The sequence below is a fragment of the Chitinophagales bacterium genome, assembly GCA_041392475.1.
Taxonomy (GTDB): Bacteria; Bacteroidota; Bacteroidia; order Chitinophagales; family UBA2359; genus JAUHXA01.
Genome location: JAWKLZ010000001.1, coordinates 249,460 through 265,677 on the forward strand (window position 1 = coordinate 249,460; position 16,218 = coordinate 265,677).

Genomic DNA, 16,218 nt, shown 5'->3' on the forward strand with positions numbered 1-16,218 from the left:
GATCATCTGCTTAATATCTTTTCAATATGTAACTAATTCCCTTCAATGGGATGATCACCCATTCAGGACGATTGTTTAGTTCGTAGCCCAATTCATAAACTGCCTTTTCGAGAATGTAGGCTTGCAAAAGTTTGAGAATAGAACTGCGTTTTTGGGGCAATAGCTTGCTGCCCTTTAGTGCATCAATGTAGTTGTTCAAAAAATAATTGCCAATATAATGGTACCATTGGTCGGCCCATGCTTCTACGTGCAAAAAACGTGCGCCTTTTTGATTAAGGTATTGATAGATAGTGGCATAGGCTGCATAGTGAAATGAGCGAACCATACCTGCTAAATCCTTCAAACACGAATATTTGTTGCGCCTATCTGCAAAAGGTTTGTCTGGCTCTCCTTCAAAATCAATGATGATAAAGTCGTCACCTGTATATAGCACCTGCCCTAAGTGATAGTCGCCATGTATGCGGATACGTTTGGCGGCAAGTGGATTTGACAAAATATCCTCCAATAAATGTAGGAGTTTCTCCCTTGAATTCAATATTTTTAAAGCTAAATCTCCCACATTTTCCTGCAAAATATTGGTCAAAGATTGCAGCAAATTGAAGCGACTTTCCACCAAATTGCGGGTTTCGTTCAAAAAACGATTTTGGTGGTCAAGGGTCAAAGGTTCTGTTCCAAAAGAACTGAAATCATCTCCTTTACCAAGTGCAATGTGCATTTCAGCAGTGCGTTGTGCCAATAGTTTTACGCTATTGAAGTAATCCTTGTCTATGGCTTGTTGAAAAATTGCAGGCATATCTTTGAAGCCTGTGTAGTCTTTTCCTTCTACGACGGTGGGTGGTTCACTTTGAATAGCAGCAGTTTCTATGAGTTTGTCAAAATAACTGTAGGTATTTTTCAAAGTATAGGTCCACGCATCTCCTTCGTTGTCGACCAATTGCATTAACATTCCTAAGATCAAAGACTGCTGTTTTTCATTGCGAAGTTCGGCAGATCCTGCAAAGAGAGGTAGGTTTCTAAAATTTGTTTTTTCGGATAAAAAACGGGTGACTTCAACGTCGGGATTGATGGCATAATCAATCTTACGGTAGAGCTTCAAAAAATATTTGTTGTCATAAATGATAGAAGAATTGCTTTGTTCTACCTTCAATACTTTAGATTGCTGAATTTCTTCTACATCGGTCAAATAAGTGCCTTTGTAGAAAGACAATAAAGTTTGATTTGCCTCTAATACTTCGTTATTTGCCATCATTTGAATGAGGCTCATTCGATAACCATTTCGATAAATGCTATCGTAGATAGCCCCTTGTTTGTTTTTGAAGCGAGCATAAGCGATGAGTGCTTGTGGATGTTCGGCTTCAATTTCTGCGGTTGTGCCTTCACTTGCATGTGAAATCGTCAAAGCGTATCGTTCGGGCAAGCTGTCTTGGTAGTCAATCTTCAACACCAAGAAATAACCATTTCGCTTGGGAAGTGGCATCACCAACCAACGTTCAATTTGTAGTTTGTCAATCACTTTGGCTTTGCCTCCAAACCAACGAGAACTGCGGAGGTAAGCAGGAAAAACTTCTTGTTCGAGTCTTTCTATGGCTTTGGGATGTTCAAATAAATCGTCCCATTCAAAATTGAAGTCTAAGTTGATGGCATTTGGCATTATCTATCTATTTTTTTGACCGAAAAAATATGTGCTGGATAGTGTGATGGGTCGAGGGCCACATAATTCCATGATTGTTCCCATCGGTAACGTTGATTGGTCAATAAGTCGTGTACCTCCAATACTTGATTGTCTTTTACTCCAATTTGGTGTAGAGGTACTTGAACATAGCCTTGTTGCCAATCGGTGTTCATATTCACTACAATATACAAAATATCACTCAAATCATCGGTACACTTCATATAAGCCATCAAATGTGGATTATCGGTTTGGCATAGGGTAATGTTGTAGGTAGATTGAAGGGCAGGGTGTTTTTTTCGGGCCATGTTGACCCGCCAAATCAATTCTTTCGTGTCGTTCCAATAGTGCCAATCCCAGGCTTTGAGTTCATATTTTTCACTATCAATATACTCCTTTCTTTTTTCGTCTGGTATGTTTAGACAAAATTCGTAAGATGGGCCGTACATGCCATAGTTGGATGATAGTGTAGCTGCCAATACATAGCGGGATTTGAACAAAGCAGGTGGTGCATATTGAAGGTGATCGGGGAGAATGTCGGGCGTATTGGGCCAAAAGTTGGGGCGATAATAATTTCGCATATTGGTTTTGGTCAGTTCCTGCATGTATTCCGATAGGCTTGCTTTGTCTTCTCGCCAAGTGAAATAGGTGTAAGACTGTTGGAAACCAATTTTGGCGAGGTGTTCCATGATTCGAGGGCGGGTGAATGCCTCTGCAAGGAAGATAATGTCTGGAAACTGGGCGTTAATTTCACCAATGGCCCATTCCCAAAAACGGAAAGATTTGGTGTGAGGGTTGTCGATTCGGAAAATATTGATTCCTTGTTTGACCCAATAAACCATCACATCCTTCAATGCTGTCCAAAGAGCTTCCCAGTCTTCGGTTTCAAAATAGATAGGTAGAATGTCCTCATATTTTTTAGGAGGATTCTCAGCGTATTGTACTGTTCCATCGGGTCGCCATTTGAACCAATCGGGATGTTCCTTGACCCACGGATGATCAGGCGCACATTGAAAAGCAATGTCTAAAGCAATTTCGATACCTCTGTCTTTGGTATATTGAACCAAATCTTTGAAGTCTTCGAGTGTACCCAATTCGGAGTGAATACTGGTGTGTCCCCCGTATTTAGAACCGATGGCCCAGGGTGATCCGGGGTCTTCTGGTTGTGAAATTACCGAATTGTTTTTTCCTTTGCGGTTTACCTCTCCAATCGCATGAATTGGGGGGAAATATACGGTATCGAATCCCATTTTTGCTACCTCATCAATCACCCTTTTGCAGTCTTGGAATGTACCGTGTTGCCCCCATTCTCTAGAGGTCGAGCGAGGAAAAAATTCATACCAAGCACTGAAAGCTGCTTTTTTTCGCTCTACTTTTACTGCCAATATTTGCTCAGATGTATGTGGGAATTTTTTGAGAGGAAATTCATTGAAGAGAGACTCTAATTCACTGCTCATTGCAGCCCAAGCGGCTTCTTTGTATTTTGCCTCGTCTCGAAAAAGGTCAATATAGGCTTTGAATTTTTTGAAGGTCGTATTAGGATAGTCCTGGCTATACTGCTGCAATAAGTCTGCGCCAATTTGCAGTTCAACTTTCATATTTTGACCTGCCATGGCTTTTTTGCGGAAACCTGCTTGCCATGTGAGAGGATGGTCTATCCATGCTTGAACAGTGTATTCATATTTACCTCGTTTTTCGATGGGAAAAGACCCTATCCAAACATCATTCCCTTTGGCTTGCATCGGGCTTTCACGCCACTTTTTTTGGCTTTCGTGACGATAGACTACTACTGCATTGACTACGTCGTGTCCATCTGAGAAAATATCTGCACTCACGGTTACTGTTTCGCCAACTACTCGTTTGATAGGATACAAACCTCCATCTATTTGTGGCAAAATGTTTTCAATGATTGTTCTCTTTTGACCTTCTGTTTTTTTCAAGGTGATATGTTTTTGAAGGCAACAAATATATTTTGATGGGAATCAATTATTTGCTGCAATGGCAATAATGATGATGCTGCAAAATTACTTAAAAAACAAATGAGATTCATAGGGTATTTGTCTTTTTCATGTTAAATTTTCGTTTTCAATGTTATCATAATATCCCTCCTCTTCTCTTTTTTGGAGCATGTCCATATCCCAATCAAAATGTGGAGCGATTTGCAGCATATCATCTGAAAATGGAGCTTCAATGGTAATGGATTCTTGGGTATATGGGTGAATAAATTCTAATTTTTTTGCCAGTAGAAATAAATTTGTAATCTCAAATTTGGTATTGAAGAGCTTGTTGTGTCGCCAATCACCATACCTTCGATCACATATAATCGGGCAGTTGATGTGCTTCAAATGCTTGCGAATCTGGTGCATACGTCCTGTGTGCGGTTGTACTCTTACCAGTGAATAATAGAGTTGTTCGTAGCCAAATTGAGCAATCGGAAGGATTCCTTTTGCTACTGTAATAAACTCGCTTACCGCATTTTGTGAGTATTTGTGGCCATGCTTTTGAATAGGGAAATCAATGATGCCCTTATCTGGTGCGTGACCTCTTACTAGTGCATAATACGTTTTTTTCATACTTCGCTGGCGAAACAAATTATTGAGTTTGCTTGCCGCTTTTTTGTGCAAGCCAAATACCAATACACCGGTAGTAGGGCCATCTAAACGGTGAATGGGGTATATCCATCTTTTTATTTGATTGCGAAGCTTTTGCAGTGCAAACTCTGTTTGGTGCTCTGCAATATCTGTACGGTGAACGAGTAGTCCATAAGGTTTGATAATGGCGATGTAATGATTGTCTTGATAGACTATTTGTAAAGGAGAAATACCTTCGGTTTCTGTAAAATCGCCTTCTATCATGTCTTCATCTTCTACCGAAATAGGTTTGTCTTTTTGTTGAGCATCCTCATCATTTGATTCTTGGGGATGATTGGGTAAGTGTTCATCTCCTTTATTTTCAAGATTTTCCATAGTTATTAAATGAATCCTTATCAAAAAAATTACACGCTTAATTTAAAGCAAATTTCAGATAAATCAACATTTTTTAAAATACTATTTGTGTAAAAAATAACAATGTATTGAAATTTAGCAGGTTAAAAAACCTTTAGAAATAAAATCAAAAACGTGTTTACACTTTCTTCTGGTGTGATATTAACTATCAAACACTTTATTCTTATAGTAAAACCCAAACCTAAAAACGTATGAAATTATCAAAAATCTTCAGATTATTGTTTGCAATGATTTTGTTGAGTCTCTACACTTTGAACATCTATAGTCAAGAGTTATCGAATTTTGACGATGATTTATTGAAACTTGAATTAGAAACGCCAGAAGATGTCAAATATGATAAATCTTTGTTTGTAGATGCTTTTTTCTACAATGATTTGCGCCTGTACACCTTGCGCTACAATTTGGAGCTCTTGAAAGGTAAAAATTTGAGTTTCAATGGAAATATTGGATTTGGGGTGATTGACCAAATGAATCCTGTCATCACTTCTGGAAAGACCAAGGAATTGGATGTTGTCATACCTCTTGAAGCGAGTTTATTAATTGGTAAGAAAAAGCATTTTCTCGAACTTGGCTTAGGAGCGCATGTATTGTTTGGTCTCGAAAAAACAGAAGAGAGCCTAAGTTCGGTAGGAGAATCTGGAATACTAATTGGACAATATCAGGCGGAACAAGAAGGCACTTCTTTGTGGCTGTATTCAGATATTGCCTATCGTTATCAGCCCAAAGAAGACGGCAGTTTGTTTATGAGAGTGGGAGTAATGCCCACTATGCAAAGTTATAATTTAGCAGGTGAAGTGGACTTCAATATTGGTTTTAGAATAGGTATTGGATATTTGATACAATAAATTTTTTGAGTTTATAAATTGTGCTGTTGCCGTATATAATCCTGTTGGTAAAAGTATTTACAGATATCTCAATTTTTCGTACAATAGCCCTATTGTTGATACTTGCCGACAAGTAGGATTGTATTAGTAGCAGCTTATTTGTGTGTGTAATTCTTTAGTATTTATGTGAAATGGGCATTAGCACTTCAATGAGTGCTTGCCCATTTTTTTCATCACATAGTTTGCTAAAAGCTGGATAAAATACTAACCCAACCGTCTCTTTTGATACGCTTTTGCCCCCATATACATCAGTCCACCAAAAATAAGAATGATTATAAAGACATAAGAAACAGGCATCAGTTTTTGGCGTGTCAATACGGCCAATAATACGATAGCTACCAAAAATAGACTGGGAATTTCGTTGAATAAACGAAATTGAAATGGATTCAAAGTAGGTTTTCCTTCTTCCAATTTTTTGATAATCCTTTTGCAATAAACGTGGTAAACAGTGAGTAACACGACCAATAATAATTTGACATGTAGCCATCCTCCACTTACTTTAGGATTGAGGTAATCGGGATTCAGTACAATCATACCGAGGCCAAATGTCCAAGTAATCATCATCGCAGGATTCGTAATAATTTTGTATAATCGTGAAGCCATGATGTTGTATTGCGATTGTAGAATATTGCACTCTATTTCGGGTCTGTCGTTGGCTTCAACGTGATAGACAAATATCCGAGCCAAGTAGAACAAACCTGCAAACCAAGTAACGAAGCCTATAATATGCAATGCTTTGAAAGTATAAATAAGTATTGTTGTATCCATCATTGTGTTTGTTTAATTTTGTTTTTTGTTTTCTTTCATTGGATTGGATATCCCGTTACTCAACCTTTCCCGCTCTTTAAATAGACTAAAACGACTGTTAGCGGGTCTTGCTGGCCAATAATTGTTGTAGGTATCTGTGTCTGCCGTTTCAAAATAAGGATCGAGACTAATGCCAATGACCTCTTTTTCGCGCGGAAAAATTTTGGTGACATGTGTTGCATTAAGCTGCCAAATTTCGGCGGGAATTCGGATGATTTCAGTTGTCTTGTCTGCATATTCAAATTGCAGTATAAGCGGCATGACCAAACCTCCAATATTGGAAAAGGTGATTTCATAGTAGTGCCAATCTTCTGCCATGATTTCCTTTAGCCCTTGTGGAACTTTATTGAATCTAAATTCATAATTTGTTTTATCCGTATCGCTTACCGCATATTTATCATATTCATTGTAAAAATCATTTGCCTGAGGGTCTTTTTCTACAACGGTTTTAGGAATAGCTGTTTTGTTGCGAATATTAGAAATGTAGTTTTCTTCTAAATACATGGCTTGTGCTTTCGCTAAGGGATTTTCAATTTCAGGATCTAATGTGTTGACCTGAAAATGATTAACTTCCTTCAATGCTATATCCACATGCTTGGTAGAATAGAACCAACCTCGCCAAAACCAATCCAAATCTACAGCCGAAGCATCTTCCATTGTTCTAAAAAAATCTTCGGGAGAAGGGTGTTTGAATTTCCAGCGTTGGGCATAGGTTTTGAAAGCAAAATCGAATAATTCTCTCCCCATCACTGTTTCCCGGAGAATATTCAAAGCCGTTGCAGGTTTGCCATAGGCATTGTTGCCCAATTGAGGAACGGTGTTGGGGCTACTCATTATTGGTACCATTGCTTTTTCTGTAGCTTTCATATAATCTACTATTTTGTAAGCGGGACCTCGTCTGGAAGGGAAACCTCGTTCCCATTCTTGCTCGGTTAGATATTGCAAAAAAGTGTTCAATCCTTCATCCATCCATGCCCATTGTCGTTCGTCAGAATTGACAATCATCGGGAAAAAATTGTGTCCTACTTCGTGAATAATTACTCCAATCATTCGGAATTTGATGGTTTCGGCATAAGTTCCGTCTTCATCAGGACGACCAAAATTGAAGCAAATCATCGGGTATTCCATGCCCATTGCTTTGGCGTGAACCGAAGTAGCGGAGGGATAGGGATAGTCAAATGTATGTTTTGAATAGCTGCGAAGCGTATGTGCTACTACTCTCGTGGAGTATTGACCCCAAAGTGGATTGCCTTCTTTGGGGTACAAAGACTGCGCCATCACCGTTTTGCCGCCCAAAGGCACTCCCATCGCATCCCACAAAAACTTGCGAGAAGCTGCAATGGCAAAATCTCTTACGTTATTCGCTTTGTATTGCCAAGTTTTTTTCTGGTTTGAGCGAGAACTTTCATTGGCTTCTGCTTCAGCTTGTGTAATAATCAAAACGGGTTCTGTTGAAGTCCGTGCTTTTTGTAGTCGGTTGCGTTGTTCACTTGTCAAAACGCTGCTGCTATTCTGCAATTCACCTGTTGCAGCTACTACAAAATCGGCTGGTAAAGTGATGCTTACATTGAAGTCGCCAAAAGGAACGGCAAATTCGCCATTGCCCAAAAATTGCATGTTTTGCCAGCCTTCATAATCGTTGTAAACCGCCATTCGTGGGTAAAATTGGGCGATGGTATAAGCGTAATTGTCGTCTTTTTCAAAATATTCGTAGCCCGAACGTCCCCCCATGTTGATGCGGTCGTTGATGTTGTACCACCATTTGACCTGAAAACTGACGCTGTTTTGTGACTTCAACGTTTGTGGCAAGTCAATTCGCAGCATGGTTTGGTTGATGGTGTAGGGCAAATCTCGGTTACTTTTGTCCTTGATGTATTCGATGTTGAAGCCTCCTTCAAAGTTGTTGTGCAAAGTTAGCAATGACTTATCGCTCATTCCTCCTATGCCACTAATGGGCGTATCGGTTGATACTTTGTAAGAATCTGCATTTTGGGCTCGAACATTTTGATCCAATTGTAGCCAAAGGTAGCTCAATTCATCGGGAGAATTGTTGGTGTAGGTGATGGTTTCGGTTCCGTGTATGCGGTGGTTTTGGTCGTCCAACTCTATTTGGATGTTGTAGTCTGCTTTTTGTTGCCAATATTCATGACCTGGTGCACCTGATGCTGTGCGATATACATTGGGTGTTGCCATTTCATCTTTGAGCTGTTTGAAAGGGTTGTTGTAGGTTTCGTTTTGAGATTGAAGGGTCTGAACTGAAGACAAGACTGCAAAAATGATGAATAAAGTGTATAGTTTTTTTTTCATATTGATGGATGGAATTTTTTATGTGACCAAATAAAAAGGTCGTAAAATTACTAAAAACTTGGTTAATGAATCTCCACTACTTCTCCATCAAATTCCACTGTATCCCCCTTCCGCAATTTTCGACGTTTACGGGTATCTACTTCACCGTTCACAAAGGCTTCCCCGTCTGTAATACGCATGTTTGCCTCACCACCTGTACCGACAAACCCCAAAAGTTTGAGGAGTTTGTTCATTTCAATGTATTCTTGAGTGGGTTTCAATTCAAATGTTTTCATTGTTGATAAGTGTTAATTTTTTAATTGCTCTTACACATATAATCCTTTGACATTCCGTGTTCTTCGGGATAGTAAAAAAAATATGGAATGTCAATGACTTGCGTATAAATTATTAAATTGGTTGTGAGGAACAAGGAGATATTTTTAAGTTAATTTTCTGTTTGGAAAGATACTATACACTTATTTTATGTGTAGTATTGGCGTTTCAGGTTGTTTTTAAAGATAAAACTGTAAATAAAGGTATTTGAGGGGTAGGCTTTAATTAAAGTTGAATAAAAAGAGGTCTGTATTACCCAAATCTTTCCTCGATTGAACCACATGATATTGGGGATAAATAACTGATGATTAATTATTTATATTATATTATGTTGTTCGGAGCCATTTCTGAGGATAGCCTATTTAAAACAACTTCAAAGAATAACCAATACCAATCAAAACCTGCTCCATCTCCAGTTCAAAATTTTCTACTTCCGAACTAGCTGGGAAAAAGCCTGTGGGGTCAAAATTTATGTACTGATAAACAACTCTATAAGTAATTAAACTTCTGGGGCTTATCATCATTTTCATAGTGATTCCTCCCCCAACAGCATATCTTTGATTCAAAGCATAGAAGTGATCTTCCTTACGAATATCGGCATTGTAATAATTTTCCTCAAAATCGTATTGGGTATATTGCAAAAATGGATACAGCGCAAATTTTTCGCCCATATTGATATTGTAGCCAATATCTAAACCATATGAATATTTATTTTTAGACAGTAAATCTATATTTGTCAATGTTTTTCCTGGAAATACTGTTACTCCTTGAGCATCAATAAATGGTGTATAACTCTCGTCCAGAGTAGAAGTATAATAAAACATGTTCTCATAAGTTCCCACAAAATTAAGTTGGATATTTTTATAAATATACCCCAATTCAAGTGCAAAACCCTTCGGAATATAGTTCAATTCATACGTCACAAATGGATAATAATCAATAGGTGTTTCATATTGATACCTCAATTTACCCGTTCCAATAAAGCCGTTTAGGCTCATATAAAAAGATTTGTTGTTGAATTTTTTGATGTTAAATAGATTATTTTTCTTGATGTTTTGAGGTAGTTCTTCAAGTAAGTCCGCTGCAATGAGTTCTTCCTCATCTTTAGGAACTTCTTGGCTTACGACCTTTATTTCTTCCTGATAAGCAGGGTTGAGCAACATAAAATCATACTTCTTTTCTTTATCGAATCGATCTCTGATACTGACAGCTTTCGATTTTTTGTTTTCATTGGCAAATACGATAGGTTTTTCGTCCGAAAAATCATGATCTAAATTACTGTCAATAAAAAAAGTAGGGTGATTGGTAGAAGAATTACCCACAATCATCAATATCAAAGAGCCATCTTTGGCTTCTCCATTCGTAACATAGGCAGCTGCGTAGGTTGTATCTTTCGCCCACTTCAATGGTGGCAATTTTACCTTCACCTGCTTGGGAAGTAATAGTCGCAAGACCGGATTACTGAGTCGAAAATGTCTCAAATCCAGATTTTCGGATTGGAAGTCATAAAAATAAAAAACCACATTTTGAGACTGATAATCATTAATTTGAGGATAACCTTGTTTGTAAATTCGGTCTAAAGCATAATCTTGTGCTTCAACGGTTGCCAAACCACAAAAGGCAAGAAGGAAAGTCAAAATAACAGGGTAACATTGCTTCATAAGTGAGGAGATTAAATCGTACTGGATAGCCTATATTTACGAGAATATGAATTATTTGGATTTGGAAAACAAAAATTCACCATCCAATATACCAAAAAACAAACAAACTTGTACCAAAATTTTTGAAGCAGTGATTATTTTGTCTGGTTCTTACCAAATTGCTTGAAATGAGAGCTTATTGAAATCGAAGGTTAAAATATTTTTATTTTTATAAAGTTAATTTTCTTCGCTCAATAGTTGTTAAATCAAACGCATGAAATCCTCTTGTAAAACCCTGTTCAAAGTTGCCAATAAAAAATCTGCATTTTCTATGCTAAACACCATAGGAGGCTTGATTTTGATTACATTGTGGTATAAACCATCTGTACCCAACAAAATACCCAATTCTCGCATCCGATTGGCAAGGTAAGTCGTTTGTTCTGGTGCAGGCTCAAATGTTTCACGATTCTTGACCAATTCAAAACCCAAAAACAAACCATGTCCACGTACATCTCCAATAATTGAATGACGCTTCATCAATTCTTGTAAGCCAGCCTTCAAATAATTCCCTACCTTCAAAGCGTTGGCTTGCAGCCCATCATCTTCAATTACCTTCAACACCTCCAGACCAATCGCACAAGAAACGGGGTTTCCTCCAAACGTATTGAAGTACTCCATACCATTCGCAAAAGCCGCTGCAATCTCAGGAGTTGTCACTACCGCTGCCAAAGGATGCCCATTGCCAATCGGCTTACCCATCGTCACAATATCAGGTACAACGCCCTGCAACTCAAAACCCCAAAAATAGTCACCGACTCGTCCAAAACCCACCTGCACCTCATCAGCAATACACACACCACCCGCAGCCCGCACCTGCTCATAAGCAGCCTTCAAATAGTTGGGCGGCAACACAATCTGTCCTCCACAACTCAAAATAGACTCACAAATAAACCCTGCAATACCTTTTCCTTCCTCCTTCAATTTTTTGACGACCGCTTCAACTGTTGGCAAAGTCTCCGACTGTACCGACTTCTTCGGCATCCAAGATTGCCAAAGTTTTCGCTCTTTCCTCTGTTCCATCCACCGTTTCCCCGGCATCTCTACCACATGCACCCAATCCCGTTTTCCACTTCCACCTTTTCCTTCAAACTTATACGAGCTAATATCCACACAAACATTCGTATTGCCGTGATATCCAACCTCCATCACCACCATATCCCGTTGCCCCGAAAAAGCCTTAGCCATTCGTACAGCCAATTCATTCGCCTCACTTCCCGAATTAACAAAATGACAAACCGACAATTCAGGTGGCAAAGTAGCACACAATTTTTCTGCAAAAGCGGTAATAGTCGGATGCAAATAGCGGGTATTTGTATTCAAAACCGCCATTTGTTCTTGAGCCACTTTTACGATTCTTGGATGTTGATGCCCGATATGCGGCACATTGTTCGCTGTATCCAAATAGCGTCGTCCCGTATGTTCATACAAATAAGGCCCAAAAGCACGTTGTATTTGCAGCGGTTTATGGTAAGAAACACTCAGACTCCTGCCTAAATGCTTTTGACGCTGCTGCAAAATTTCCTCATTACTGAAATCTTTTACCTCCAAGTTTTCGACTTCAATGCCCGAAAGCAAATTGGGGTCAGGGCAAAGACTTTTGTAAATCGTTCGATGATGCGGAAAAACCACTCCTTCAAAATCTCCCTTTTTGCCAAGCATATCCAGAATAACCTGAAAATGAAGGTGTGGAGGCCAATTGCCATTGATAGGTATAGGTCCGATTTTGCAGATTTGTTGCCCTTTCCAAACCTTTTGACCTTCCTGTAAACCCTCCAAAGAATCCAAACTCAAATGACCGTATAGTGTGTAAAAAGTCAAATCTTCGCTGACCCGATGCTCCAAAATAATGGTTGGCCCATAATCCCGATCCGCATCATTGTTTTGAAAACTGTGAATTGTGCCGTCCAAAGGTGCAAAAATTGGCGTTTCCGCATCCATAAAAATATCTAAACCCATGTGAACACTTCGCCATTGAGGACCATTGTCTCCTTCCACCAAATAACTATCCGTTGTATAAATCGGGCGTATCTCATTGTAGCGACCAATTCCAACGTTTGCATTGGCTTCAACTAAAAGTTGTTGTACCCTGCGGTCAAAAAGTTGAGCATCTTCAAAATTGGGATTGTTGCCCAATTGCAGGCTACCAACGCTGAGGTCAAAAACAAGAGATTTTGAATAAGTCGTTGTTTTTGAAGGAAATGATTTTGAATTATTTGGAAAAATCAGTTGTCCAAAATTGTGTCTGTGTTTGGATACCCATTCTACAAATAACTCGTTTTTGGGGCAAGGATTGAACCCGCAAACCTCCCGAAAAGCGTAATAGGCAAACGAAGGAGAAATTTTTTTCCATTGCTTCAAAAGGATCCATGCAGGTCGTTGGTGTGTCAATAAGTATTCCTCATTTTCGGGATTTTCGAGAATTTGCTCAGTCGAAGATATTATGCTGACTGCGAGCCGAATAGCTATCAGAGGGAACAATACTTTTAGTTCTGCATCTAAAAAATGAAATACCCGATGACAACCTTTCAGGATGTGACAAGCTGCTGTCAAAGGGTCTTTTTTGTTCATGCAATTGTAGGCAATACATATCGCCAACTCATTTATGGTATTGGTGTAAATTACATCTCCAAAGTCTATTACTCCTGCAATTTTTGGATGAAGCAAGTCTTCAGTAACCAAAACATTGAAGTCGTTGAGGTCATTGTGGACAATACTTTTGGGAAGGTACTGCAAATGTGGTAGGGCTTCTGTTTCGTAAAGTTTGATGAAATATGCTATGTCACTTCGTTTATCGGGATCTTCAAAAATTTCAATTTTATCTTTGATCCAAATGGCTTGTGAATTGTTCCACTTAAACGTACGGTGGGCTTCAAGATGGTCTAAACCTTGCATTTCCCAACAAATCCGACCACAGGCCTCTCCCAAGTTTTCCAACAATTCGGGAGTATGTGGATTGACTTTTGCCAACATACGTCCTGCTACCCAAGTGAGGAGACGTATGAAATAGACAGAACCATCTGAGGTTGTGATTTGGGTTATCAGTTCGCCCAGTTGATTGGGAACAGGTTGTGGAAATTGAAGGTCGTGAGCTGTGTTATTCAATTGAAGCATGACCAAATGCTCTAATTCTATTTTTTCGACATCCGTACCCAATGTCTTGATTTTTAAGGTAAACTGTTTACCTTCTTTTGTTTTTAGGTGGAAGTTTTGGTCTTCATAGCTTGGTAACTCTTTGATTGAAGTGACACCTACTCGAAAATGCTCCCAAGCGAGGGATTCTGCCTTTTGGAGAGTGAAAGATGGGTTCGTGGGATTGTGAAGCATGGTATCTTTTTGGTGCTAAAGATTAAAAGGATGTTCACCTATTACTTTGATGATTAGAGGCTTTTGAAGTTTTTTGCTAAAAACATGGAATGTCTGAAAATTGGTGTTTTCCTAAAAGGAAACTTCAAAAGTCCGTAGTTATTTACTCATACTCCGAGCGTTCTTCTCTCATCACCTCCAGTTCAAAAGCCAATTCCTCCCAACGGCTCATTTCCGTTTTCAGATTGGTTTTGGCTTGATTGTATTTTTGCAGGAAGCCATTAGGGTCTTTATGACTGTTATAGAAATCAGGGTCGGCCATTACCAATTCTGATGATGCAATTTCTTTCTCCAATTCCAAAATTCGCTTCTCAGATTTGGAAACACTATTCGATTGACGTTTGATATTCTTGTCCAATTCTCGAATCGTATCACGGAGAGCAATGCGGTCTTGCTTGTTCACTGAAAGCTCTTCCTTTTTCGCAATTTCTTGCTTCAAATTCAGTTCGGCCAAATCCTGCAATTTTCGCTCCTCCAAAAAGGCATAAATGTCACCAATATAAGGTTTGATTTTTTTATCTCGAAATTCATAGACTTTGTCGGTCAGACCTTGTAGGAAATCACGGTCATGCGACACAAGAATCAATGAACCATCAAAATTTTGAAGTGCTTTCTTCAATACCTCTTTGGCTTGCATGTCTAAGTGATTGGTAGGCTCATCGAGAATCAACAGATTCACAGGATCTAAAAGCAAACGAGCCAAAGCCAAACGAGATTTTTCGCCGCCTGAAAGTACCTGCACTTTTTTCTCCACATCTTCACCACTAAACAAAAACGCCCCCAACAAGCTCCGTACCCTGTGGCGCATTTCGCCCGTTGCAGCATCGTCAATCACCTGCAAAACCGTTTGGTCACCGTCCATCGTTTCGGCTTGATGTTGTTCGTAGTAACCAATACTTACATTGTGACCGAGTTCGCAGTGTCCATCATAAGCCAATTTGCGGTTGATAATTTTTGCAAGCGTAGTTTTTCCCTCTCCATTTTTGCCCACAAAAGCTATTTTTTCACCTCTTTCGAGTATAAAATCAACATTATTGAGGACTAAATGGTCATCGTAGCGTTTGGTCATACTTTTGGCTTCAACCACGATTTTTCCAGAACGGGGTGCTGGCGGAAAACGAAATTTGATAGAAGCCGATTCCTTTTCATCTACTTCAATGATTTCTATCCTATCTAATTTCTTGATAAGCGATTGGGCAAACTTTGCCTTATTTTTTTTCGCTCGAAATTTGTTGATAAGTGTTTCTGTGTGTTCAATGAATTTTTCTTGTCGTTGAGCCTCCGTTTTCTGCTTTTCGATACGCTGTTCTCGAAGATCCATAAAGGCGGAGTAAGAAGTGCGGTAGTCGTAAGCCTTGCCATTGACCAATTCAACGGTGCGATTTGTGACCTTGTCCAAAAAAGCTCGGTCATGCGAAATCAACAAAACACCCCCAGTATAAGATGCCAAAAAATCTTCCAACCACATAATGGATTCAATGTCCAAGTGATTGGTAGGCTCATCCAACAACACGTAATCGGGGCGCATCAACAATATTTTCGCCAACTCTACCCGCATTTGCCAACCTCCACTGAATTCACTCATCAATCGGTCAAAATCACCGTCTTGAAAACCCAAACCTTTGAGAATCTTTTCAATGTCTTCTCGAATAGTCAAACCTCCCAACCGATGCAATCGGTCTTGAGCTTCGGTCATGTCTTCCAGTAGTTTGAAGTAATCTTCTGATTCGTAGTCGGTTCGTTGCTCTATTTCTTTGTGGTATCCCTTTAATTGACGTTCCACCTTTTGTACTTCTTCAAAAGCGGTTGCAGACTCTTCAAAGACGGTTTTGGTATTTCTGACCTTTTTATCTTGAGGCAAATAACCCAAGGTAGTGCCATTGTCCATGGATATTGTACCACTTTCTGCCAAAATTTCACCAACCAAGACTTTGAGCATGGTGGATTTTCCTGCACCGTTTTTGCCGACCAGACCGATGCGGTCTTTCTCTGTGATGGTGAAACTGATGTCGTCGAATAAAAAACGACCGCCGTATTGTATGGATATATTAGCGAGGCTAATCATGTTGTAGTTTTAAGTCTTGTAAAATATTGGGCGTAAAGTTATGGAAAATTTGAGAAATGAATTGTTGAAGGCAAGTTGTTTGATAGTATTGCTACAAATAGAGTTA

At 39.2% G+C, this 16,218-nt stretch carries 10 protein-coding genes; 1 reads left to right on the forward strand and 9 read right to left on the reverse strand.

Annotation, left to right across the window (positions count from 1 at the left end; translation table 11 throughout):
- Positions 1-10: 10 nt before the first annotated feature.
- The 3 genes from R3E32_00880 to R3E32_00890 all read right to left on the reverse strand — a co-directional run bounded on the left by R3E32_00880 (position 11) and on the right by R3E32_00890 (position 4,635).
- Complete coding sequence (locus tag R3E32_00880; GenBank protein MEZ4883257.1) at positions 11-1,651, reverse strand: putative maltokinase; 1,641 nt, start codon at positions 1,649-1,651, stop codon at positions 11-13.
- Positions 1,651-3,609, reverse strand: coding sequence for an alpha-1,4-glucan--maltose-1-phosphate maltosyltransferase (locus R3E32_00885; protein MEZ4883258.1), 1,959 nt, complete (start codon positions 3,607-3,609; stop codon positions 1,651-1,653). Before R3E32_00885 ends, R3E32_00880 begins: the two co-directional genes overlap by 1 nt.
- A 126-nt stretch (positions 3,610-3,735) precedes the next feature.
- Positions 3,736-4,635: a pseudouridine synthase gene (locus R3E32_00890; GenBank protein ID MEZ4883259.1), complete on the reverse strand. Its 900-nt coding sequence runs from the start codon at positions 4,633-4,635 to the stop codon at positions 3,736-3,738.
- Positions 4,636-4,865: 230 nt separating this feature from the next.
- Here R3E32_00890 and R3E32_00895 point away from each other — a divergent pair, with 230 nt between their 5' ends.
- Entirely contained in the window at positions 4,866-5,519 is a 654-nt protein-coding gene (locus R3E32_00895; protein ID MEZ4883260.1) for a hypothetical protein, read from the forward strand.
- Between the two features lie 243 nt (positions 5,520-5,762).
- On the opposite strand, the gene hemJ is transcribed toward R3E32_00895, so the two are convergent.
- The 6 genes from hemJ to R3E32_00925 form a co-directional block, all read right to left on the reverse strand.
- A complete protein-coding gene (hemJ, locus tag R3E32_00900; protein ID MEZ4883261.1) occupies positions 5,763-6,329 on the reverse strand; it encodes a protoporphyrinogen oxidase HemJ in 567 nt (188 codons plus the stop codon).
- Between the two features lie 9 nt (positions 6,330-6,338).
- Positions 6,339-8,672, reverse strand: a complete 2,334-nt coding sequence (locus tag R3E32_00905; GenBank protein MEZ4883262.1) for a M1 family metallopeptidase — start codon at positions 8,670-8,672, stop codon at positions 6,339-6,341.
- A gap of 62 nt (positions 8,673-8,734) precedes the next feature.
- Positions 8,735-8,947 carry an RNA-binding S4 domain-containing protein gene (locus tag R3E32_00910; GenBank protein MEZ4883263.1) on the reverse strand — a complete coding sequence of 71 codons (213 nt, stop codon included), beginning with the start codon at positions 8,945-8,947 and terminating at the stop codon, positions 8,735-8,737.
- A 399-nt stretch (positions 8,948-9,346) separates the two neighbouring features.
- Complete coding sequence (locus R3E32_00915) at positions 9,347-10,645, reverse strand: hypothetical protein (GenBank protein MEZ4883264.1); 1,299 nt, start codon at positions 10,643-10,645, stop codon at positions 9,347-9,349.
- A gap of 240 nt (positions 10,646-10,885) precedes the next feature.
- A complete protein-coding gene (locus R3E32_00920; GenBank protein ID MEZ4883265.1) occupies positions 10,886-14,008 on the reverse strand; it encodes an aminotransferase class III-fold pyridoxal phosphate-dependent enzyme in 3,123 nt (1,040 codons plus the stop codon).
- 142 nt (positions 14,009-14,150) lie between these two features.
- The gene (locus tag R3E32_00925) at positions 14,151-16,112 is read right to left on the reverse strand and encodes an ATP-binding cassette domain-containing protein (protein MEZ4883266.1); all 1,962 of its coding nucleotides are present in this window, start codon (positions 16,110-16,112) and stop codon (positions 14,151-14,153) included.
- Between the last annotated feature and the right edge of the window lie 106 nt (positions 16,113-16,218).